The sequence below is a fragment of the Helicobacter pylori FD535 genome (assembly GCF_000296015.2).
Lineage (GTDB): Bacteria > Campylobacterota > Campylobacteria > Campylobacterales > Helicobacteraceae > Helicobacter > Helicobacter pylori_CT.
Window position 1 is genome coordinate 95,483 of record NZ_AKHP02000045.1, and the last position, 22,516, is coordinate 117,998.

Below are 22,516 nucleotides of genomic sequence, written 5' to 3' on the forward strand. Positions count from 1 at the left end.
TTAGATTGTGCAACACTTCAATTTCCTCTATAAAGATTCTTTATTTTCTATCGCTTTATTCACTTTCATTATCGCTCTTGTGATTCTATTAGAACAGGCTAGGGCGTATTTCACCCAAAAGAAAAACAAAAAATTTTTACAAAAATTCGCCCAAAATCAAAACGCTTATGCGGGCAGTGAGAATTTAGACGAGCTTTTAAAGCATGCTAAGATTTCTAGTTTGATGTTTTTAGCCAGGGCGTATTCTAAAGCGGATGTACAAATGAGTATTGAAATCTTAAAAGGGCTTTTGAATCGCTCTTTAAAAGATGAAGAAAAAATCGCTGTTTTAGATTTATTAGCTGAAAATTATTTTAGTGTGGGGTATTTGCAGAAAACAAAAGACACCGTGAAAGAAATTTTGCGCTTTTCCCCAAGGAATGTGGGAGCGTTGTTGAAACTTTTGCATGCGTATGAATTAGAAAAAGACTATTCAAAGGCTTTAGAAACTTTGGAATGTTTGGAAGAATTAGAAACGCCTGAAATTGAAACGATTAAAAATTACCTTTATCTCATGCATTTAATAGAGAATAAGGAAGATGCGGCTAAAATCTTGCATGTTTCAAAAGCGTCGTTAGATTTGAAAAAAATCGCTTTAGATCACTTAAAATCGCATGATGAAAATCTTTTTTGGCAAGAAATTGATACAACTGAGCGTTTAGAAAACGTGATCGATCTTTTATGGGATAGGAATATCCCTGCTTTTCTTTTAGAAAAACATGCCATTTTGCAAGACATCGCGCGATCTCAAGGGCTGCTTTTGGATAACAAACCTTGCCAAGTTTTTGAATTAGAGGTTTTACGCGCTCTGTTGAATAGCCCTATAAAAGCGAGTCTGACTTTTGAATACCGCTGCAAGCATTGCAAACAAATCTTTCCTTTTGAAAGCCATAGGTGTCCTGTGTGTTACCAGTTAGCGTTTATGGATATGGTGCTTAAAATTTCTAAAGAAAGCTATGGGAGTGGATTGGATGCAAGAAATTGAAATTTTTTGCGATGGTTCTTCTTTAGGCAATCCCGGGCCAGGCGGTTATGCGGCGATTTTACGCTATAAAGATAAAGAAAAAATCATCAGTGGAGGCGAATCATTCACCACGAATAACCGCATGGAATTAAGAGCGCTCAATGAAGCGTTAAAAATTTTGAAACGCCCATGCCGTATCACGCTTTATAGCGATTCGCAATACGTGTGCCAAGCGATCAATGTGTGGCTGGCTAACTGGCAAAAAAAGAATTTTTCTAAAGTCAAAAATGTGGATTTGTGGGAAGAATTTTTAAAAGTCTCTAAAGGGCATTTGATTATGGCGGTTTGGATCAAGGGGCATAACGGGCATGCCGAGAACGAACGCTGCGATAGCCTCGCTAAATTAGAGGCACAAAAACGCACTAAAACGACCACTTAAAGGGAAAAACGATGAAAAACAAACGCTCTCAAAATAGCCCTTACATAACGCCTAATAACTCTTATATAATGCTAGAAAAAGCTTTAGGGTATTCTTTTAAAGACAAGCGTTTATTGGAGCAAGCCTTAACGCATAAATCATGCAAGCTCGCTTTAAACAATGAGCGCTTGGAATTTTTGGGCGATGCGGTGTTGGGTTTGGTGATAGGGGAGTTGCTATACCATAAATTCTACCAATACGATGAGGGCAAACTCTCTAAATTAAGGGCTTCTATTGTGAGCGCGCATGGTTTTACTAAATTAGCGAAAGCGATTGCTTTACAAGATTATTTGCGCGTTTCTTCTTCTGAAGAAATTTCTAAGGGGAGGGAAAAACCCTCTATTTTATCAAGCGCTTTTGAGGCTTTAATGGCTGGGGTGTATTTAGAAGCGGGGTTGGCTAAGGTGCGCAAAATCATGCAAAACTTACTCAATCGCGCTTACAAGCGTTTGGATTTGGAGCATTTGTTTATGGACTATAAAACCGCTTTACAGGAATTAACCCAAGCGCAATTTTGCGTGATCCCCACTTACCAATTGCTCAAAGAAAAAGGGCCAGACCATCACAAAGAATTTGAAATGGCTCTATACATTCAAGATAAAATATATGCGACCGCTAAAGGCAAAAGCAAAAAAGAAGCCGAACAGCAATGCGCTTATCAAGCGCTTCAAAAACTGAAGGAAGCAAAATGAACACTTTGGGGCGTTTTTTAAGACTCACGACTTTTGGGGAATCGCATGGGGATGTGATAGGGGGGGTATTAGACGGCATGCCTAGCGGGATTAAAATAGACTATACGTTATTAGAAAATGAAATGAAGCGCCGCCAAGGGGGGAGGAATGCTTTCACCACACCACGAAAAGAAGACGATAAAGTGGAAATAACAAGCGGGGTTTTTGAAGATTTCAGCACAGGGACTCCCATAGGGTTTTTAATCCACAACCAAAGGGCTAGGAGCAAGGATTATGATAACATTAAAAACCTTTTCAGGCCTAGCCATGCGGATTTCACTTATTTTCATAAATACGGCATCAGAGATTTTAGGGGTGGGGGGAGGAGTTCGGCCAGAGAGAGCGCTATAAGAGTGGCTGCTGGGGCGTTTGCTAAAATGCTTTTAAGAGAAATTGGTATTGTTTGTGAAAGCGGGATTATGGAAATAGGGGGCATTAAAGCTAAAAATTATGATTTTAATCACGCCTTAAAAAGCGAGATTTTTGCCCTAGACAAAGAGCAAGAAGAAGTGCAAAAAACAGCCATTCAAAACGCTATCAAAAACCACGATAGCATAGGGGGCGTGGCTTTGATTAGAGCGAGGAGCGTGAAAGCCAATCAAAAGCTCCCCATTGGTTTAGGTCAAGGGCTATACGCTAAATTAGACGCTAAAATCGCTGAAGCGATGATGGGGCTTAACGGGGTGAAAGCGGTTGAAATAGGCAAGGGGGTAGAAAGCTCTTTATTAAAAGGCTCAGAGTATAATGATTTAATGGATCAAAAAGGGTTTTTGAGCAATCGTAGCGGAGGGGTTTTAGGGGGCATGAGCAATGGGGAAGAAATTATTATAAAAGCGCATTTCAAACCCACGCCAAGCATTTTCCAACCTCAACAAACCATAGACATTAACAATAATGAATGCGAATGCTTGTTAAAGGGAAGGCATGATCCTTGCATTGCGATTAGAGGGAGTGTGGTGTGCGAGAGTTTGCTTTCATTGGTGTTAGCTGATATGGTATTACTCAATTTGACTTCAAAAATAGAGTATTTAAAAACGATTTATAATGAGAATTAAACGAAATTGGATACAATCAGCTTAAAAAGGATATAAAGTGGAAAAATTACCTAAAAAACGAGTTTCTAAAACCAAATCACAAAAACTTATCAAGAGCCTAACCACCCAAAAAAACAGAGCCTTTCTCAAAAAAATCAGCGCTAATGAAATGCTTTTAGAATTGGAAAAAGGGGCGTTTAAAAAAAATGAAGCTTATTTTATTTCTGATGAAGAAGATAAAAATTATGTTTTAGTGCCAGATAATGTGATCTCTCTTTTGGCAGAAAACGCCAGAAAGGCTTTTGAAGCCAGGCTTAGGGCGGAATTAGAAAGGGATATTATCACCCAAGCGCCGATTGATTTTGAAGACGTACGCGAAGTTTCGTTGCAATTGTTAGAAAATTTACGCCAAAAAGACGGGAATTTGCCTAATATCAACACCCTAAACTTTGTCAAACAGATCAAAAAAGAACACCCTAATTTATTTTTTAATTTTGACACCATGTTCAAACAACCCCCTTTCAATGAGAATCATTTTGAAAACTTTGACAATAGCGATGAGGAAAATTTTTAATGCAAACCATTGATTTTGAAAAATTTTCACAATATTCCAAGCCCGGTCCGCGATACACCAGCTACCCAACGGCGGTGGAATTTAAAGAAAATTTTAATGAAGAGAGCTTGAAGGCGGCGTTTTTTAACCATGATACTCTCAAAAACCCCATGCCCTTATCGCTTTATACGCATTTGCCCTTTTGCAGGAGCGCGTGTTATTTTTGCGCTTGTTCAGTCATTTACACCAGCTTAGAAGAGAAAAAAACCCGCTATATCAGCTACCTTAAAAAAGAACTCGCTCTTTTGAAAAATGCGATGGATACCAACAGAGAAGTGGCGCAATTCCACTATGGAGGCGGCACGCCGACCTTTTTTTCGCCCCTTCAATTAGACGAAATCACGCGAAGCATTCAAGAAGTTTTCCCTAATTTCAGTCAAGATATTGAGATGAGTTGCGAGATTGACCCTAGGCATTTCACTAAAGAACACATGCAAACCTTGTTTGATAGGGGGTTTAACCGCTTGAGTTTTGGGGTGCAGGATTTTGATTTTGAAGTTCAAAAAGCCATCCACAGGATTCAGCCTTTTGAAATGGTTCAAGAATCCGTGAAGCTCGCCAGAGATTACGGCATCAAATCCATTAATTTTGATTTGATTTACGGCTTACCCAACCAGACCAAAGAGGGTTTTTTAAAAACTTTGGAATTGGTTTTGAAGCTGGATCCGGACCGATTGGCGGTGTTTAATTACGCGCATGTGCCTTGGGTGAAAAAAACGATGCGTAAAATTGATGAAACCTTATTGCCAAGCCCTAGAGACAAGCTAGAGATTTTAGAATCTCTCATCAGTTTTTTAGAAAAAGCCCATTACCAAATGATAGGCATGGATCATTTCGCTAAAAGCGATAATGAATTGTATCTGGCCCTTCAAAAAGCAGAATTGCGCCGTAATTTTCAAGGCTATACCACTAAGAAATTCACTCAAACCATTGGCATTGGCGTTACGAGCATTGGCGAAGGGAGCGATTATTACACGCAAAATTATAAAGACTTGCACCACTATGAAAAAGCCCTTGATTTGGGGCATTTACCGGTAGAAAGAGGTGTGGCACTCACAAAAGAAGATGTTTTAAGAAAGGAAGTCATCATGCAGATGATGAGCAATTTAAAATTGGATTACTCTAAGATTGAAGAAAAATTCCCTATTGATTTTAAAGCGCATTTTAAAAAAGAATTAGAGAAATTAAAGCCTTATGAAGAAGCGGGCTTGCTTGTTTTTAACCCTAAAGGCTTTGAGATGACCAAAACAGGGGGCATGCTCGTAAGGAACATGGCTATGGAGTTTGACGCGTATTTGCGTGGGGGCGAAAAACATTTCAGTAAAACGCTATGAATGGGAATATTTTTGAAGAAGTAGGGGACGCTTGCGTCAAATGCGCTAAATGCGTTCCAGGTTGCACCATATACCGTATCCATAAAGACGAGGCGACTTCGCCTAGGGGCTTTTTAGATTTGATGCGCTTAAACGCTCAAAACAAGCTCAAACTAGACACGAATTTAAAACACCTTTTAGAAACTTGTTTTTTATGCACCGCTTGCGTGGAAATTTGCCCCTTTCATTTGCCCATAGACACTTTAATAGAAAAAGCCAGAGAAAAAATCGCTCAAAAATACGGCATTGCTTGGTATAAAAAATCCTATTTTTCCCTTTTAAAAAACCGCAAAAAAATGGATAGGGTGTTTTCGGTGGTGCATTTTTTAGCCCCTTGCATCTTCAAGCAAGTAGGGGATAGTTTAGAGCCTAGAGTGGTGTTTAAAGGCTTGTTCAAACGCTTTAAAAAAAGCGCACTGCCTCCCTTAAATCAAAAAAGTTTTTTACAAAAGCATGCAAAAATTAAGCCTTTAGAAAACCCCGTTCAAAAAGTGGCGGTTTTTATAGGGTGCTTGAGCAATTACCATTACCAGCAAGTGGGGGAAAGCTTGTTGTATATTTTAGAAAAACTCAACATTCAAGCGATCATTCCTAAGCAAGAATGCTGCTCAGCGCCTGCGTATTTTACCGGCGATAAAGACACCACGCTTTTTTTAGTGAAAAAAAACATTGAATGCTTTGAAAGCTATTTAGATGAAGTGGATGCGATCATTGTGCCTGAAGCCACATGCGCTAGCATGCTCATCAACGATTATTACAGGGTGTTTTTAGGCGAAAAAGATAAGGATTTGTATGTGAAGCGTTTGGAAAAAATCACGCCTAAAATCTATCTGGCGAGCGTGTTTTTAGAGAAACACACCCCTTTAAAAAATCTTTTAGAAACAATCCCTAAAGGAAAAAAAGAGACTATCACTTATCATAACCCTTGCCATGCCAAAAAAACCCTAAACGCTCATAAAGAAGTGCGTAACTTGCTCAATGCACATTATGAAATCAAAGAAATGCCGGACAATTGTTGCGGTTTTGGGGGGATTACGATGCAAACAGAAAAGGCGGGATTTTCTTTAAAAGTGGGGCTTCTTAGGGCTAAAGAAATCATAGACACCAAAGCTGAAATCTTAAGCGCTGAATGCGGGGCATGCCACATGCAATTAAACAACGCTTTAAAGTCTTTAGATAACCCTAACACCCCGCCATTTTTACACCCTTTAGAACTCATCGCTAAAGTTTTAAAAAGCGCTGAATAAAAAGCCTTTTTAACCCCGCTTTCCCAACATCTTTTTATATAATACAGAACTTTAATACCGCTATTTAAAGGAGTGACAATGTCAGAAATCAGCACCTATAAACTCATTAAAGAAAAATTGCAAGCCATACCTCCCAACCAAAAAGGGAGCTTGTTTGAAAAAATTTCTAAGCATTTTTTAAAAGAGCATGACAGCGCTAATGAATACGAGTCCATTGATCTTTGGAACGATTGGGAATTAAGGGGGAAAGAAGGCGATCGAGGGATTGATATGGTGGTTACAACGACTTCAAAAGAATACATCGCCGTGCAATGCAAATACCATCAAAACAACATCTCGCTTAACGACATTGCGACTTTTTTAACCCAATTGCAAAGCGGGGTAGGGGAGGTTAGGTTTAAAAAAGGGATCATCATTTCCACTTCTAACTTAAGCTCTAACGCTCTTAAAGCCATTGAACAAATCAGAAGCAACGGAATGGGTATTGATATTGATGAAATCACTGAAGAGGATTTTATCTATTCTCAAATTGATTGGGAAAAGCTGGATACCACGCAAAGCGAACTCCCCTTGTGCGACAAGAAAAAGCCGCGCACCCACCAAACAGAAGCCATAAACGCCACCAAAGAGTATTTTTCTGACCCTAAAAACACTAGAGGCAAGCTCATTATGGCATGCGGGACAGGCAAAACCTACACTTCTTTAAAAATCATGGAAGCTTTAGATCCCAAGATCACGCTTTTTTTAGCACCAAGCATCGCTTTGCTTTCTCAAACTTTTAGGGAATACGCGCAAGAAAAAAGCGAGCCTTTTTACGCTTCTATCGTGTGCAGCGATGATAAAGTCGGGAAAGGTAAGAAAAATAAAAGCGATGATAACAGCGATGATATCAATTTTTCTGAGCTCCCTTTAAAGCCCTCCACCCGCCTTGAAGACATTTTAAGCGTTCACAAAAAAGCGCAAAAAGAAAACAAGCGCTTCATCATCTTTTCAACCTATCAAAGCGCGTTGCGTATCCAAGAAGCGCAAAGAATGGGTTTGAATGAAATCGATCTCATCATTGGCGATGAAGCCCACAGAACGGTAGGGGCTATGTATTCTACTAATGAAAGGGACGATAAAAACGCTTTCACGCTGTGCCATAACGATGAACATATCAAAGCTAAAAAACGCCTGTATATGACCGCCACGCCTAAAGTGTATAGCGAAAGCTCTAAAGCTAAAGCCAAAGAGAGCGATAATGTCATCTATTCTATGGATGATGAAGAGATTTTTGGCCAAGAAATCTATACGCTCAATTTTGAAAGAGCGATCGCTTTAGATCTCTTAAGCGACTACAAAGTCATCATTTTAGCGGTGCGATCAAAAAATTTAAGCGGTGTTACTAACAGCGTGAATAAAAAGATCAGTCAGCTTGAAGCCAAAGGCACTAAACTGGATAAAAAGCTCATCAATAACGAATTTGTTTGTAAGATTATCGGCACTCATAAAGGGTTAGCCAAGCAGGATATAATCGCTTTAGACGATGAAAACCAAGAAGACAACGACTTGCAAAACAAAAAAGACGCCGTTGCTTCCCAAAGAGCCATAAGCTTTTGTAGAAGCATTGACACGAGCAAACGCATTAAAGACTCCTTTGAAACGATCATGGAATGCTATGATGAAGAGTTGAAGAAAAAGAGTTTTAAAAACCTAAAAATCAGCATCGATCACATTGATGGCACCATGAATTGTAAGGATAGGCTTGAAAAATTAGAAGAACTCAATGAATTCCAACCCAACACTTGCAAGGTTTTAAGCAACGCCAGGTGTTTGAGCGAAGGGGTGGATGTCCCGGCGTTAGATAGCATCGTCTTTTTTGATGGCAAAAGCGCTATGGTGGATATTATCCAAGCGGTGGGTAGGGTGATGCGAAAAGCCAAACGCAAGCAAAGAGGCTATATCATTTTGCCTATCGCTTTAGAAGAGAGTGAGATCCAAAACCTCGATGAAGCCGTCAATAACACCAATTTCAAAAACATTTGGAAAGTAATAAAAGCCTTAAGAAGCCATGACCCAAGCCTGGTTGATGAAGCCACTTTCAAAGAAAAAATCAAAATCTTTGGCAGCAACGATGAAACCAACCATAACGATGGAGAGGCGTGCGGTGAAAGGCTGAAAAAAGATAAAACAGAGCAAGATCCCAAACAAGCCCAAAAAACCCTTTTTGACGCTATCTTGCTGCAAGATCTAGCGGACGCTGTGTATAATGTCATGCCCACTAAATTAGGGGACAGGAATTATTGGGAAAATTTCACTAAAAAAACGGGCAACATCGCAAGGACCTTGAACAACCGCCTGAAAATGATTTTTGAAAAAAACCCTGAATTTTTCCACGACTTTTTAGATTCCTTAAGAGGCAATATCCATCAAAAACATCAAAGAAGATGAAGCCTTGGATATGATCACTTCTCACATCATCACTAAGCCCATTTTTGATGCGCTTTTTGGGGACAATATCCAAAACCCTATCGCAAAAGCCTTGGATAAAATGGTTCAAAAACTCTCCGATCTGGGATTACAAGGGGAAACCAAAGATCTTAAAAACCTCTATGAAAGCGTGAAAACCGAAGCCTTGCGCGCCAAAAGCCAAAAAAGCCAGCAAGAACTCATTAAAAACCTCTACAACACTTTCTTTAAAGAAGCCTTTAAAAAGCAAAGCAAAAAACTAGGGATCGTTTATACGCCTATAGAGGTGGTGGATTTCATTTTAAGGGCCACTAACGGCATTTTGAAAAAGCATTTCAACACGGATTTTAACGATAAAAACATCACGATTTTTGATCCCTTCACCGGCACCGGGAGTTTTATCGCTCGTTTGCTTTCCAAAGAAAATGAGCTCATTAGCGATGAAGCCTTAAAAGAGAAATTTTTAAACCATTTGTTCGCTTTTGACATCGTGCTTTTATCGTATTACATCGCTTTAATCAATATCACCCAAGCCGCGCAAAATAGGGATGGCTCGTTAAAATTTTTCAAAAACATCGCGCTCACGGACAGCTTGGATTTTTATGAGAAAAAGAACGATAAGGGGGTGCTCTCCTACTTCCTTGAGGATTTGAAAGAAAACAGAGAAATCAAAGACACTATAGAAAAACAAAACATCAGAGTCATCATAGGCAACCCTCCTTATTCAGCCGGCGCGAAGAGCGAAAACGATAACAACCAAAACCTCTCACACCCTAAGCTTGAAAAATTAGTTACTGAAAAATACGGCAAAAATTCCAGCGCCAAAAACGGGAGAACCACACGAGATGCGCTCATTCAAAGCATCCGTATGGCGAGCGATCTTTTAAAAGATAAGGGGGTGCTAGGCTTTGTGGTGAACGGGAGTTTCATTGACTCTAAAAGCGCGGATGGGTTTCGAAAATGCGTGGCGAAAGAATTTTCGCACCTTTATGTGTTGAATTTGAGGGGCAATCAGCGCACTTCGGGAGAAGTGTCAAAAAAAGAGGGAGGGAAAATTTTTGATAGCGGATCCAGGGCGACGATAGCGGTTATCTTTTTTGTGAAAGACACAAGCGTAAAAAATAGCACGATCCATTACTACGATATTGGGGATTATTTGACAAGAGAGGCCAAGCTTAATAAGCTCGCAGAGTTTGAAGATTTGGATTCGGTGGAATTTGAAACAATCACCCCGAACGAAAAAGACGATTGGATCAACCAGAGGGACAACGCTTTTGACAAACTCATCCCTTTAAAAAGAGACAAAAAACTCAAAATATTTGATACTATTTTTGATCTCAATTCTAATGGGGTGAAAACAAGTCGTGATCCTTGGGTGTATAACTTTTCTCCAAACATTTTAACCCAATCGGTGCAAAACTGCATTGACACTTATAACGCTGATTTGAAGCGCTTCAATGCGCGTTTCAGGGAAGCTTTCAAACAACGCACCAAAGGCGTCAAATCAGCCGATCTTTACAAACACCTAAACGATAAAGAAATCACCACCGATAAAACGAAAATCGCATGGGTTCAAAATCTTAAAACGCAACTGATAAAAGGGAAAAAACTCGATGATTTCTCGCAAGAAAAAATCTCTGTTAGTTTGTATCGCCCTTTTAATAAACAATATTTTTACTACGAGCGAGAGCTTGCTTGGAGTTTTTATTCAATGAAAAAAATTTTCCCGGACAAAAGCGCGCGTAATGTGGTGATTAATACAAGTTCAATGGCTTCAAGAAATTTTTCCTGCTTGATTGCAAACGAGATTACTGATTTCCAAACAATGGCGAACAACCAAGCTTACCCCTTGTATTATTACGATGATTTGGGGAATCGCCATTACGCGATCAGCGGCTATGCGCTCAATCTCTTCAGGAGGCATTATAAAGATAATGCTATTACTGAAGAAGAGATTTTTTACTACATTTATGCGATTTTCCACCATAAAGGCTATTTGGAAAAATACCAAAATTCCCTCGCCAAAGAAGCGCGCCGCGAATCGCTTTGAGCGAGGATTTTAAAGAACTTTCTGTGCTTGGCAAAGAATTAGCCAAATTGCACTTGAATTATGAGAGCGGGGAAATGCACACAAGCGTTAAATACACCACACTGATGAACGCCGAAGAAAAGGGTTATTATGATGTGGAAAAAATGACTAAAAAAGGGAATAGCATTCAATATAACAACAACATCACGATCACTAAAATCCCTGACAAAGCCTTTGAGTATGTGGTGAATGGCAAAAGCGCGATTGACTGGGTGATCGAACGCTACCAAAAGACTATGGATAAAGAAAGCCTGATTGAAAACAACCCGAATGATTACGCCGGCGGCCAATACGTTTTTGAACTCCTTTGTAGGGTCATCAAACTCTCTGAAAAAAGCGTGGATTTGATAGAAAAAATCAGCATGAAGAGGTTTGAGTGAATAACCAACAACAAAAAGAATAAAAAGGGTATAAAAGGGCGTGAAAACAAACGCTTTTTATACCCCACCTATCCCAAAATCCCCCAAAAACAGAAAAAATCACCGAGCCAAACCGCTAAAACCCCTTAGAAAATTTAAAATTTTAAGTTTTAGGGGTGTTTTTCTTAAGAATTTAGGTTTTTTATAGATTATTATGTTATTATTATACGAAATGTAGACTTTTAGAAGGAAAAATGTTGTATGAAAAAGTTTGTAGTGTTTAAAGCGCTCTGTTTATCGGTAGTGTTAGGTCATAATCTTTTGGCAGCAGAAGGCAGCACAGAAGTGCAAAAGCAATTGGAAAAGCCAAAAGAGTATAAAGTAGTGAAAGGCGAGAAAAACGCTTGGTATTTGGGGATTAGCTATCAAGTCGGTCAGGCTTCGCAAAGCGTTAAAAACCCCCCCAAAAGCAGTGAATTTAACTATCCTAAGTTTCCTGTGGGTAAAACCGACTATCTAGCCGTTATGCAAGGCTTAGGGCTTACTGTGGGTTATAAGCAGTTTTTCGGGGAGAAGAGATGGTTTGGTGCACGCTATTACGGCTTCATGGATTATGGGCATGCCGTGTTTGGAGCGAACGCTTTGACATCAGATAATGGTGGGGCGTGCAAACTCAATGAACCATGCGCGACCAAAGTAGGGACAATGGGCAATCTGTCTGACATGTTCACTTATGGTGTGGGTATTGACACTTTATACAATGTCATCAATAAAGAGGATGCGACTCTAGGGTTCTTTTTTGGGGCTCAAATCGCGGGTAACTCTTGGGGTAATACGACAGGGGCCTTTTTGGAAACCAAAAGCCCTTACAAGCACACCTCCTACAGCCTTGATCCGGCGATTTTCCAGTTCCTTTTTAATTTAGGGATTCGCACCCATATTGGTCAGCACCAAGAATTTGACTTTGGCGTGAAGATTCCCACTATCAATGTTTATTATTTTAACCATGGGAATTTGAGCTTCACTTACCGCCGTCAATACAGCCTTTATGTGGGGTATCGTTACAATTTCTGATTTAAAACGCTTGTTTTTCTCTAATTGATTTTTCAATTAGAGTTTTCTTACACAATCTCTTGCTTTCTTTTGAAACATTTTTAAAAGTTTTTTGAAAATTAAAATTAAAATCTTTTTGATCATGTTATGATAGTTCAAAAATTTAACAAGGATTAAGCATGGTGTATTCCTCTAAAATCCAATCCCTTTCAGAATCCGCAACGATCGCTATCAGCACACTCGCTAAAGAATTGAAATCGCAAGGAAAAGATATTTTAAGTTTTTCAGCGGGCGAGCCTGATTTTGACACCCCACAAGCGATTAAAGATGCGGCTATAAAAGCCCTAAATGACGGCTTCACCAAATACACGCCGGTGGCCGGGATCCCTGAATTATTAAAAGCGATCGCTTTTAAATTGAAAAAAGAAAACAGCTTGGATTATGAACCGAATGAAATTCTAGTGAGCAACGGCGCTAAGCAGAGCCTGTTCAATGCGATTCAGGCCTTAATAGGGGAGGGCGATGAAGTGGTTATCCCTGTGCCTTTTTGGGTAACTTACCCTGAGCTTGTGAAATACAGCGGTGGGGTGAGTAAATTCATTCAAACCGATGAAAAAAGCCACTTTAAAATCACCCCCAAGCAGCTTAAAGACGCTTTAAGCCCCAAAACAAAAATGCTCATTCTCACCACCCCATCAAACCCTACCGGCATGCTTTATAGTAAGGCGGAATTAGAGGCTTTAGGCGGAGTTTTAAAAGAGACTCCAATTTGGGTGCTTAGCGATGAAATTTATGAAAAGCTTGTTTATAAGGGGGAGTTTGTTTCTTGCGCGGCGGTGAGTGAAGAGATGAACAAACGCACCATTACTATTAACGGCTTGAGCAAGTCAGTAGCGATGACAGGCTGGCGTATGGGCTATGCGGCGAGCAAGGATAAAAAATTAGTCAAATTGATGAATAACTTGCAAAGCCAATGCACTTCCAATATCAATTCTATCACGCAAATGGCTTCTATTGTGGCGCTTGAAGGGTTGGTGGATAAGGAAATTGAAACGATGCGTCAGGCTTTTGAGAAGCGCTGTGATTTAGCCCACGCAAAAATCAATGCAATTGAAGGACTGGATGCTTTAAAACCTGATGGGGCGTTTTATCTGTTTATCAACATTGGCGGTCTTTGTGGGGGGGATTCGATGCGATTTTGCCATGAGCTATTGGAAAAAGAAAGCGTGGCGTTAGTGCCTGGAAAGGCTTTTGGATTGGAAGGCTATGTCCGTTTGTCTTTTGCTTGCTCAGAAGAACAGATTGAAAAGGGGATTGAACGCATCGCTCGCTTTGTCAAATCAAAAGGATAAAAAGAATTTTTATTTTTAAAAGGGGGGATTTTAATCTGGTTTGGGATTTTATATTGTAGTTAGTGGCGTAGCGTGGTATAATGGTTTGATTTAAAAGTTTGAAAAGTGTAGTTTTCATAACTAAATGAATTTTTGAGAAAGGAATAAAGGAATCATGGTTGTAGGATCTGAAGAAATGGAAAATGCAGATAATGGGTGTTTTTATGCCTATTATTAGTAGTGAAAAAGATAGCAAAATGTTTTTTTCTAAATTAAGTGGTACTGAACTTTTAATGGCGTATTTAAAAAATGAAGGCTATACTGTCTCACTTGATCCTAAAATTTCATCTGATCCTAAAAGTAATGATAATAATTTATGGAAACCTACAATTTTTTACTATAAACATATTGCACCAAAAACAAAGAAAATTTTTATTGTTAAAAACTCTCTTTTAGATAGCGGTCTAGATAGCGGTCTGTTATCTATATTTTTCAAAGATAGCTCTTATAATATCAATCCTAATCTAAAGAGTTATCTCAAAGACAGTAGGTATCCTAAAAATTTTTCTTACGCTTTCTATCTTTTTTTTACTACTAATGATAATAATGAGTTGTCTATTCATATAGGTTGCGAGTGTGTTAATGTAGATTTTATTCGAGAATATTTTATAAGTGATGACACTAAACATTACAATCGTATTGTTTTTGAGTTTGAATATGCTTTAAAAGAAGAAGATAAACAATGTTTGATTGAACTTGTTCCCATAAAATACAACAATAATCTATCTTATTCCACAAAAGAAGAAAATCAATTTAAAAAAGAAAGTTTAACACCACTAATTCTTAAAGCCTTTGAGAGTAAGCATATAAATGTGAAACATAAACATAGGGAAAAAGAATTAGAAATTCTATTTTTTGAAAACAAACAAGAACTTTATAACTCTATTAACAAACCCTAAATGAAGCACCCTCTAGAAGAATTAAAAGACCCTATAGAAAATCTTTTGCTATGGATTGGGCGCTTTTTGCGTTACAAATGCACGAGCCTGTCTAATTCCCAAGTGAAAGACCAAAACAAGGTTTTTGAATGCTTGAACGAACTAAATCATGCGTGCAGCTCAAGCCAATTAGAAAAAGTTTGTAAAAAAGCCCGTAACGCCGGATTACTCGGGATCAACACCTACGCATTGCCCCTACTCAAATTTCATGAATACTTCAGCAAAGCTAGACTAATAACTGAAAGGCTTGCTTTTAATTCGCTCAAAAGTATAGACGAAGTCATGCTGGCTGAATTTTTGAGCGTCTATACGGGAGGTTTGAGTTTAGCTACTAAGAAAAATTACCGGATCGCCCTACTCGGGCTTTTTAGCTACATAGACAAGCAAAATCAAGATGAAAATGAAAAATCTTATATTTATAATATCACGCTTAAAAACATCAGCGGAGTGAATCAAAGTGCGGGCAACAAGCTCCCTACTCATTTAAATAATGAAGAATTAGAAAAATTTTTAGAGGGCATTGATAAAATAGAAATGTCCGCTAAAGTGCGTGCCAGAAACCGCCTGCTCATTAAAATCATCGTTTTTACAGGCATGCGCTCCAACGAAGCCTTACAGCTTAAAATAAAGGATTTTACTTTAGAAAATGGCTGTTATACGATTTTGATTAAAGGTAAGGGCGATAAATACAGAGCGGTGATGCTCAAAGCTTTCCACATTGAGAGCCTTTTAAAAGAATGGCTCATAGAAAGGGAATTATATCCTGTTAAAAATGATTTATTGTTTTGCAACCAAAAAGGCAGCACTTTAACGCAAGCGTATTTGTATAGACAAGTGGAGCGCATCATCAATTTTGCAGGACTCAGGCGGGAGAAAAATGGGGCGCACATGTTAAGGCATTCTTTTGCGACCTTGCTTTATCAAAAACGCCATGATTTGATTTTAGTTCAAGAAGCTCTAGGGCATGCGAGCCTGAATACGAGCAGGATTTACACGCATTTTGACAAGCAGCGTTTAGAAGAAGCGGCGAGCATTTGGGAAGAAAATTGAAAAAAACCCCCCCTACCCCCTTAAAAAATGATTTTTACCATCAAAGAACCAAAACCCCATTTTTTTAAGAAATTAAAGAGTTTTTAGCTTGCTGGTTTAACATTTTGCTTTCAAATTCTAAGAGCCACTTTTTGATTTCTATGCCCCCATTATACCCCCCTAAAGCGCCATTTTTACGCACCACTCTATGACAAGGCACGATCAGAGAAATAGGGTTATTGCGATTAGCGTTGCCAACAGCCCTGCAAGATCTAGGGTTATTGATGAGCTTTGCGATTTCATCGTAACTTTTTGTCTTGCCATAAGGGATAGCCATTAACGCAGACCAAACTTGTTTTTGAAAAGAAGTCCCTATCAAATCCAAAGGCGCATTAAATTCAAAAAGTTGTCCCAAAAAATAACGCTCCAAGGCTTGAACGCTGAGTTTTAATGGGGTATTCATAGGGGTGTTATGAGAAAAATGGGCCGCATCAAAATCCAATCTTAATAAATGGCTCTCATTAGCGCACAAATGCAAATACTCTAAAGGGAAACTCTTAGGGGTCTTAAAATAGTAGTGGTGTAAAACCATCAATTAAAAAAAGAGTTTGTATAAAACAATCAATAGCGACAGACCATACACCCCCAAAATCAAAGCTTTATGCATTTTTTCATTCAAAAGCCCCATGATCCATTTAATCCCAAGGCTCACGCCCATAACAGAGCCTAAGCCCACGATCGCCCCTGCTAAGAGCACTTCTTTATTGATGATGTGGTGATACATTAAAGAAACAGCTCCTGAAATAGAAGAAAACAAGATGAAAAATAACCCTAGCGCCACGCATTTTTTGGAATCATACCCTAAAAAATAATGCATCAAAGGCACCATGAGCATCCCCCCACCAATCCCTAAAGTGATGGCAAAAAACCCGGTGAGCGCACCAATTAAGAATAATTTTAAACCTTGCAAATGGTAGCGTTTAGTATCCGCTGTAAAATCTTTTTTTTTGGGTTTTAAGACAAATTGGATCATAGAATACACGACTAAAAGCGCGAAAATAACCATTAAAATTTTACTGGAAACGATTTTTAAAACAAATCCGCTAAAACTCGCCCCTATCAGCCCCCCTGCCCCTATCAACAAGCCTAAAGAAAAATCAAGCGATTTTTTTTTGAAATTCAAAACAGATCCCACAAACGATGAAAGCGCCATTTGCAAAATGGAAATACCAATGGATTCTTCAAAAGAATGCCCGGTTGCGAGCATGGTAGGGACAATGATCAACCCCCCACCAATGCCAAAAATCCCTGATAGAATGCCAGTAAAAAGCCCTATCGCTATGTATAACGCATAAATATCCATAAAAACCCTTAAAAAAGTAAAACCCTCTCTTAAAAGAAAATTAAAAACAACCCTATTTTAATCAAATGATAACCAAAACCCCCTAAACAACGCTTTTAAAAATAATGCTTTTATTGGTCTGTTTTGTTTTTGCAACATAAAACATGCGAATCTTCATTGGGTTCGCTGACTGAGAGGTTTCTTAATTCATAAGCCAATTTGATAGACGCCGTGGCTTCATCTAAACCAAACCCCCCTTGAGCTAAAATCTGTTTGTAGCTTTCTATATACAGATTATCAAAGCTCTGCGTGAGATTGACTTCTTCGCCCTCTAGGATCATTTTATGATAAACTTTTTCCTTAGCCACTCCCATGTGTTCTGGATTGATGGAAAAAAACCATCTTATTTTGGCATGCTCTAAAAAGAGTATCCCGCACACGCAATCAGGCTCTTCTCTGTTGATAACCTTCTCTTTAACGCTTCCAAACAAATACAATAAAGTGTCAAAAATATTCACTCCCATTTGAGTGGCTAACCCCCCGCTCCTATTCACATCCGCTCGCCATGAAGAAAAATACCATTTCCCTTGAACGCTGATATAAGTGAGCGTGATGTCAAACACCTTGCTAGGGTTTTTGTCTAATTCGCTCTTAATTTTTTCTTTTAAGGCCAGCGTGTCGCAATGCAGGCGTAAAGGCAAAAGACTAAACACCCTTTTTTGGTGTTTCATCTCTAAATCTTTCAATTCTTGTATTTCGCTAGGGTCCAACACTAAGGGTTTTTCACAAATCACATGCATGCCGTTTCTCAACCCGAAACGGATGTGATCAAAATGCGTGTGCGTGGGCGTGCAAACACTCAAATAGTTGATTTCTTTACCCATAGCCTTAGATTGCTCTAAATGCTTTTCAAAATCTTCAATATTGGTAAAAAACTCTGATTGCGGGAAATACTCGTCTAAAACCCCCACGCTATCATGAATATCAAAAGAGCAATCCAAAAAATGCCCTGTATCTCTAATCGCTTGCAAGTGCTTGGGAGCGATAAACCCCCCTGAACCAATCATCGCAAAAAGCATTCATCTTCCTTAAATAATTTTGAATCTCATTTTAGCAAAGATTAGCTTATTTAAGCTTATATTATTGGCAATTAAAACACTCCACCGATCGATCCAGCACGCTTTTTTCATCTATGCTAGGGCTTTCGCTGCGCAAATAATAAGTGGATTTTAACCCTAATTTCCAAGCGAGCGTGTAGATTTCATGCAAGGTTTTACCGCTAGCGTTTTCTATGCGTAAAAACACATTAATGCTTTGTCCTTGATCGATCCACTTTTGGCGCACGGCCGCTGCTTTAATCAAATCTTTAGCGTCAATATCATAAGCTGATGTGTAAAAATTCCAGGTTTCTGCGCTCAAATTAGGCACTACGACAGGGATAAGCCCGCTCAAATTTTCTTCAAACCATTTTTTCTTATAAATGGGTTCAATCGTTTGGGTTGTGCCTACTAAAATAGAAATAGAGCTAGTAGGAGCGATCGCCATTAAATAGCCATTACGCATGCCGTTGGCTTTGACTTTTTCCCTCAAACCTTGCCAATCGCAAGCGTGGTTAAAAAGCCCTTTTTCGGTGAGCTTTAAGGCTTCGTTATTGGCTTTATCAATGGGGAAAATCCCCTTACTCCATTCTGAATTTTCAAAATCCTTATAAACCCCTTTTTCTTTCGCTAAATTCGCGCTCGTGTCAATCGCATGGTAGCTGATTTGCTCCATTAAAGCGTCAATTTTTTCTAAATGCTCTTTAGACCCCCAAGCGATTTGGTGTTCTGCGAGCATTTGCGCTTCACCCATAACCCCTAACCCTATGGCCCTATTTTGCAAATTAGTGGCTTTGACTTTGCGGTTAGGGTAGAAATTCAAATCAATCACATTGTCTAAAAGCCTAACCATGATCGGCACAACCCTTTTAACGTCTTCTTCAGTGTTGATCTTGCTTAAATTGATGCTCGCCAGATTGCACACCGCCGTTTGACCGTCTTTAGCGACTTTGGTAGCGATATAGATTTGCTTGCCTTTAAGAATATCCGTGCTAGTGAGCTTGTTAGCGCATTTAGTGATATTACTATCTGTCGTTACCAACTGCTTTTCTTCAAAAAACTCTATGGAGCCATCGGTGTATTCTATTTGCATGTAATAGTGGTTGGGCGCGGTATTTTGAAAAATCTCCGTGCACAGATTGCTGGATCGAATGATTCCTGCATGAGCGTTCGGGTTGCACCGATTGGCGTTATCTTTAAAGGCCAAGAACGGCAAGCCGGCTTCAAAATAATTCATTAAGATTTTTTTCCATAAATCTTTAGCGTTAATGTATTCTTTAATGATTTTAGGATCTTTTTCATACTCTAAATAGCGTTTTTCAAAATCCTGCCCGTAAAGTTCAGTCAAATCCTTACACTCATAAGGGTCAAACAAAGTCCACATCGCATCTTCTAAAACCCTTTTCATGAACAAATCGCACACCCAAAGAGCCGGGAACAAATCATGCGCTCTTCGCCTTTCATCGCCGCTATTTTTCCTTAAATCAATGAACTCCATCACATCAATGTGCCAAATTTCCAGATACACCGCAATCGCGCCCTTTCGTGTGCCTAATTGATCCACCGCAATCGCCACATCATTAGCGATTTTTAAAAAAGGGATCGTGCCAGCGCTCGCATTTTTATGCCCGTCAATATAACTCCCAATAGAGCGCACCAAAGAAAAATCCCAGCCGATCCCTCCGCCGTATTTGGACAATAGCGCCATTTCCTTATAGCTGTCAAAAATCCCCTCAATATTATCCGGCGTGCTGCCAATATAGCATGAGCTTAGCTGGTGTTTGGTGGTGCGGGCGTTCGCTAGAGTGGGGGTCGCGCACATCGCTTCAAACTTGCTTAAAACTTCATAAAATTCTAAAGCGATTTTATTGGGTTCTTGTTCGTTTTGCGCTAAAAACATCGCAATGCTCATAAACATGTGTTGGGGCAATTCAATAGGGTTGTTGTTAGCGTCTTTTAACAAATAGCGATCATACAAGGTTTTAATCCCTAAATAATTGAATTGGAAATCCCTTTCAGGCTTGATCTGGCTATTTAAAAACTCTAAATCAAATTTTTCCTTAAAGCCCTTAAGGATGCGGCCTTTTTCTTCAGCGTTTTCAAAATACTCTTTCAAATGCCTATACCCTGTAAAACCACTTACTTTATGGTATAAATCATACAAAAAAAGCCTTGAGGCGACAAAGCTCCAATTAGGCGTGTCAATATCTATTTTATCCACAGCGGTTTTAATCAAAGTTTGTTGGATTTCTTCAGTAGTGATCTTGTCCCTGAATTGCAACCTCGCATCCACTTCCAGCTCACTTTGGCTCACGCCCTCTAAATTGTCCGTAGCGTCCTTAGTGTATTTTTGGATTTTTGTAATGTCCAAAGGCTCAATGCGCCCGTTTCGTTTAACCACCGTAATCAAAATTTTTCCTTTAAATCAAATCATTGCTTTTTAAATTCAGCATTGTATCATACAAATGAAACCTAAGAAAGAGAGAAGTTTAAAAATAAAACTCTTAAGGGGATGGGGGTATTTTGAAATATAACCCCCCTTACAACCCCCAACTAAACCCCTTAAGAAGTGCTTTTTTTGGCTGTATTTTAGTTAAATCACCACCCTAATTTAGCGCAAAGCCTAGAACAAATCCCAAAAACACACACAAGGCCAAGAATGACCAAACCCTCTACAAGGAAGTTGCTAGGATGCCCGCAATACGCTGAAATTTCATGGATAGCGGCAATAAAGGGCATCGTTAAAAGTGCCATATAAAAATCCCTCAGTCTCGCTCCTAACACAGCGTCATGAAACGCGCCAAAAAACCTAGCCTTAAAAATGGCTTTGAGAAACCTAGGGTATCTTACTTGGAAAGATTTATAACAATCCCTGCCTCGTGGGTCAAATAAAAGGTTAGACAACAAAGCCGCTATTAGACCCACTAGCCACATATAATAGCTATTTTTAGGGTCAAAAATCGAATCGCTAGCTGAACCATCTATGTCATAAAAAATCCTAGCGTTTATGGAGATACATATCGTATAGACTAGAGCCACTGCCCATTGATATTCCCAATCGCTCAAACGATTTTTGACATTCATGCTCTCTCCTTTCTTGCCCAAAGCTACCTATCATACACGAAATGACGATCATAGGTGGGTTCTCTTGGGGCTTGTGGCTCTCTATCAACGCCACGGATAAAATCTTCTACCCTATCGCCTATTTCTCTGCCAAACTCTCTCCCCACAGAACCACCAACTAATCTGCCAGCCCAACCAACCGCAGGACCACCAACAGCTCCCCCCACTGCACCACCAACACCACCCCCAATTGCACCACCAACAGCTCCCCCCCAAAATCTGCCAAACTCACCCCTTGCCTCTATTCTAGGACCAGCTATAGCCGTATTAGCCATTGCACCGCATAAAACCACTACACAACTAAATGTTTTCAATCCACTCATAACAAATCCTTTCATAAAATTGAGATTCAAGGCATGTTTGGCACACCTTGATAAGAATATTTATACCACAACCCTATTAAAAGCATTGTTACAAATCAGCTAAATATCACAAAAATCCCAATAAGTGTTTTATTTCTACATAAATTACAGGATTAAAGTAAATGATTATAATATTTTAGGATTTTTCATTATTGAAGCAAATTAAGGTTTCTTAAAAAACTTAAAATATCCGTTTTCAATAATAAAAATGGGTTTTAAAGTTTTTTAATTTTTTTATACCCCCTCCATTTAATGGCATTTGGGTTAAATCACCACCCCCATTTAGCGCAAAGCTTAAGAAAACCTTGAAACCCCAAAATGACCAAACCCTCTACAAAGAAGTTGCTAGGATGCCCGCAATACGCCGAAATTTCATGCATAGCGATACCAAAAGGTATCGTTAAAAGCACCATATAGAAATCCCTTAGTCTTGCCCCTAACACAGCGTCATAAAACGCGCCAAAAAACCTAGCCTTAAAAATGGCTTTAAAAAACTTGGGGAATCCTTGCCAAGCTTCAATAATGAAATAACCTGATGACCTGCCTTTTGGGTTGAACAAGAGGTTAGACAACAAAGCCGCTATTAGAATCGTTAGCCACACATAGTAACTATCTTTAGGGTTGAAAATCGGATCACCAACATCTGAGCGATAAAGAGCTGTTCTAAAAACTATGGAGTAACAAATTATAATAACCAAAACCGTTGCCACACTGTATTCAGTATGATTCAAACGCTCTTTTGAGCCATTCAAGTTCTCTTTTGTAGTATCCATGCTATTTCCTTTCCCCCCATCACCTTGGCTCAT

The 22,516-nt window shown here is 39.2% G+C and carries 17 protein-coding genes and 2 pseudogenes; 12 read left to right on the forward strand and 7 right to left on the reverse strand.

From position 1 onward, the window contains the following. Nucleotides 1-7: 7 nt before the first annotated feature. The 12 genes and pseudogenes from DV63_RS15185 (at nt 8) to xerH (ending at nt 15,807) form a co-directional block, all read left to right on the forward strand. Nucleotides 8-1,024, forward strand: a complete 1,017-nt coding sequence (locus DV63_RS15185; RefSeq protein ID WP_001163490.1) for a hypothetical protein — start codon at nt 8-10, stop codon at nt 1,022-1,024. Continuing rightward, nucleotides 1,011-1,479: pseudogene (gene rnhA / locus DV63_RS0209415) on the forward strand (ribonuclease HI). The gene DV63_RS15185 and the pseudogene rnhA overlap by 14 nt, the downstream one beginning before the upstream one ends. Continuing rightward, complete coding sequence (gene rnc / locus DV63_RS15190) at nt 1,454-2,173, forward strand: ribonuclease III (protein ID WP_000792213.1); 720 nt, start codon at nt 1,454-1,456, stop codon at nt 2,171-2,173. The pseudogene rnhA and the gene rnc overlap by 26 nt, the downstream one beginning before the upstream one ends. Then, the gene (aroC, locus tag DV63_RS15195; RefSeq protein ID WP_001094074.1) at nt 2,170-3,267 is read left to right on the forward strand and encodes a chorismate synthase; all 1,098 of its coding nucleotides are present in this window, start codon (nt 2,170-2,172) and stop codon (nt 3,265-3,267) included. Before rnc ends, aroC begins: the two co-directional genes overlap by 4 nt. A gap of 37 nt (nt 3,268-3,304) precedes the next feature. Further along, entirely contained in the window at nt 3,305-3,820 is a 516-nt protein-coding gene (locus DV63_RS15200) for a DUF2603 domain-containing protein (RefSeq protein ID WP_000413475.1), read from the forward strand. Next, a complete protein-coding gene (gene hemN, locus DV63_RS15205; protein WP_001193109.1) occupies nt 3,820-5,193 on the forward strand; it encodes an oxygen-independent coproporphyrinogen III oxidase in 1,374 nt (457 codons plus the stop codon). The genes DV63_RS15200 and hemN overlap by 1 nt, the downstream gene beginning before the upstream one ends. Continuing rightward, nucleotides 5,190-6,479 carry a (Fe-S)-binding protein gene (locus tag DV63_RS15210; protein ID WP_001014022.1) on the forward strand — a complete coding sequence of 430 codons (1,290 nt, stop codon included), beginning with the start codon at nt 5,190-5,192 and terminating at the stop codon, nt 6,477-6,479. The genes hemN and DV63_RS15210 overlap by 4 nt, the downstream gene beginning before the upstream one ends. A 78-nt stretch (nt 6,480-6,557) precedes the next feature. Then, nucleotides 6,558-11,396 (forward strand): annotated as a pseudogene (locus DV63_RS18040) (type ISP restriction/modification enzyme). Between the two features lie 240 nt (nt 11,397-11,636). Continuing rightward, nucleotides 11,637-12,449, forward strand: coding sequence for an outer membrane protein (locus DV63_RS15225; protein ID WP_000714967.1), 813 nt, complete (start codon nt 11,637-11,639; stop codon nt 12,447-12,449). 158 nt (nt 12,450-12,607) lie between these two features. Then, nucleotides 12,608-13,780 carry a pyridoxal phosphate-dependent aminotransferase gene (locus DV63_RS15230; RefSeq protein ID WP_000263084.1) on the forward strand — a complete coding sequence of 391 codons (1,173 nt, stop codon included), beginning with the start codon at nt 12,608-12,610 and terminating at the stop codon, nt 13,778-13,780. Between the two features lie 203 nt (nt 13,781-13,983). Next, on the forward strand, nt 13,984-14,718 hold the full coding sequence (locus DV63_RS15235; RefSeq protein ID WP_238554914.1) for a hypothetical protein: 735 nt from the start codon (nt 13,984-13,986) through the stop codon (nt 14,716-14,718). After that, nucleotides 14,719-15,807, forward strand: coding sequence for a tyrosine recombinase XerH (xerH, locus tag DV63_RS15240; RefSeq protein WP_000682391.1), 1,089 nt, complete (start codon nt 14,719-14,721; stop codon nt 15,805-15,807). It begins immediately after the preceding gene. A gap of 64 nt (nt 15,808-15,871) precedes the next feature. On the opposite strand, the gene DV63_RS15245 is transcribed toward xerH, so the two are convergent. The 7 genes from DV63_RS15245 to DV63_RS15275 form a co-directional block, all read right to left on the reverse strand. Then, the gene (locus tag DV63_RS15245) at nt 15,872-16,378 is read right to left on the reverse strand and encodes a methylated-DNA--[protein]-cysteine S-methyltransferase (protein ID WP_031202622.1); all 507 of its coding nucleotides are present in this window, start codon (nt 16,376-16,378) and stop codon (nt 15,872-15,874) included. A 3-nt stretch (nt 16,379-16,381) separates the two neighbouring features. Continuing rightward, nucleotides 16,382-17,149, reverse strand: coding sequence for a sulfite exporter TauE/SafE family protein (locus tag DV63_RS15250; RefSeq protein ID WP_000356006.1), 768 nt, complete (start codon nt 17,147-17,149; stop codon nt 16,382-16,384). A gap of 110 nt (nt 17,150-17,259) precedes the next feature. Next, nucleotides 17,260-18,207 carry a Gfo/Idh/MocA family protein gene (locus DV63_RS15255; protein ID WP_000895523.1) on the reverse strand — a complete coding sequence of 316 codons (948 nt, stop codon included), beginning with the start codon at nt 18,205-18,207 and terminating at the stop codon, nt 17,260-17,262. Nucleotides 18,208-18,268: 61 nt separating this feature from the next. After that, nucleotides 18,269-20,635, reverse strand: a complete 2,367-nt coding sequence (locus DV63_RS15260) for a ribonucleoside-diphosphate reductase subunit alpha (RefSeq protein WP_000634011.1) — start codon at nt 20,633-20,635, stop codon at nt 18,269-18,271. Between the two features lie 188 nt (nt 20,636-20,823). Beyond that, nucleotides 20,824-21,309, reverse strand: a complete 486-nt coding sequence (locus tag DV63_RS15265) for a hypothetical protein (protein ID WP_001101317.1) — start codon at nt 21,307-21,309, stop codon at nt 20,824-20,826. A gap of 23 nt (nt 21,310-21,332) precedes the next feature. After that, the gene (locus DV63_RS15270) at nt 21,333-21,686 is read right to left on the reverse strand and encodes a pantothenate kinase (protein ID WP_080220057.1); all 354 of its coding nucleotides are present in this window, start codon (nt 21,684-21,686) and stop codon (nt 21,333-21,335) included. A 293-nt stretch (nt 21,687-21,979) separates the two neighbouring features. Continuing rightward, a complete protein-coding gene (locus DV63_RS15275; protein WP_000381648.1) occupies nt 21,980-22,483 on the reverse strand; it encodes a hypothetical protein in 504 nt (167 codons plus the stop codon). Between the last annotated feature and the right edge of the window lie 33 nt (nt 22,484-22,516).

Bases quoted from the DNA above. Each gene is read 5' to 3' on its own strand.
- DV63_RS15225 (WP_000714967.1), top strand. From the start codon at position 11,637: ATGAAAAAGTTTGTAGTGTTTAAAGCGCTCTGTTTATCGGTAGTGTTA.
- aroC (WP_001094074.1), top strand. From the start codon at position 2,170: ATGAACACTTTGGGGCGTTTTTTAAGACTCACGACTTTTGGGGAATCG.
- DV63_RS15275 (WP_000381648.1), bottom strand. From the start codon at position 22,483: ATGGATACTACAAAAGAGAACTTGAATGGCTCAAAAGAGCGTTTGAAT.
- DV63_RS15210 (WP_001014022.1), top strand. From the start codon at position 5,190: ATGAATGGGAATATTTTTGAAGAAGTAGGGGACGCTTGCGTCAAATGC.
- DV63_RS15265 (WP_001101317.1), bottom strand. From the start codon at position 21,309: ATGAATGTCAAAAATCGTTTGAGCGATTGGGAATATCAATGGGCAGTG.
- DV63_RS15250 (WP_000356006.1), bottom strand. From the start codon at position 17,149: ATGGATATTTATGCGTTATACATAGCGATAGGGCTTTTTACTGGCATT.
- DV63_RS15230 (WP_000263084.1), top strand. From the start codon at position 12,608: ATGGTGTATTCCTCTAAAATCCAATCCCTTTCAGAATCCGCAACGATC.
- rnc (WP_000792213.1), top strand. From the start codon at position 1,454: ATGAAAAACAAACGCTCTCAAAATAGCCCTTACATAACGCCTAATAAC.
- DV63_RS15245 (WP_031202622.1), bottom strand. From the start codon at position 16,378: ATGGTTTTACACCACTACTATTTTAAGACCCCTAAGAGTTTCCCTTTA.
- DV63_RS15255 (WP_000895523.1), bottom strand. From the start codon at position 18,207: ATGCTTTTTGCGATGATTGGTTCAGGGGGGTTTATCGCTCCCAAGCAC.
- hemN (WP_001193109.1), top strand. From the start codon at position 3,820: ATGCAAACCATTGATTTTGAAAAATTTTCACAATATTCCAAGCCCGGT.
- DV63_RS15270 (WP_080220057.1), bottom strand. From the start codon at position 21,686: ATGAAAGGATTTGTTATGAGTGGATTGAAAACATTTAGTTGTGTAGTG.
- xerH (WP_000682391.1), top strand. From the start codon at position 14,719: ATGAAGCACCCTCTAGAAGAATTAAAAGACCCTATAGAAAATCTTTTG.
- DV63_RS15235 (WP_238554914.1), top strand. From the start codon at position 13,984: ATGCCTATTATTAGTAGTGAAAAAGATAGCAAAATGTTTTTTTCTAAA.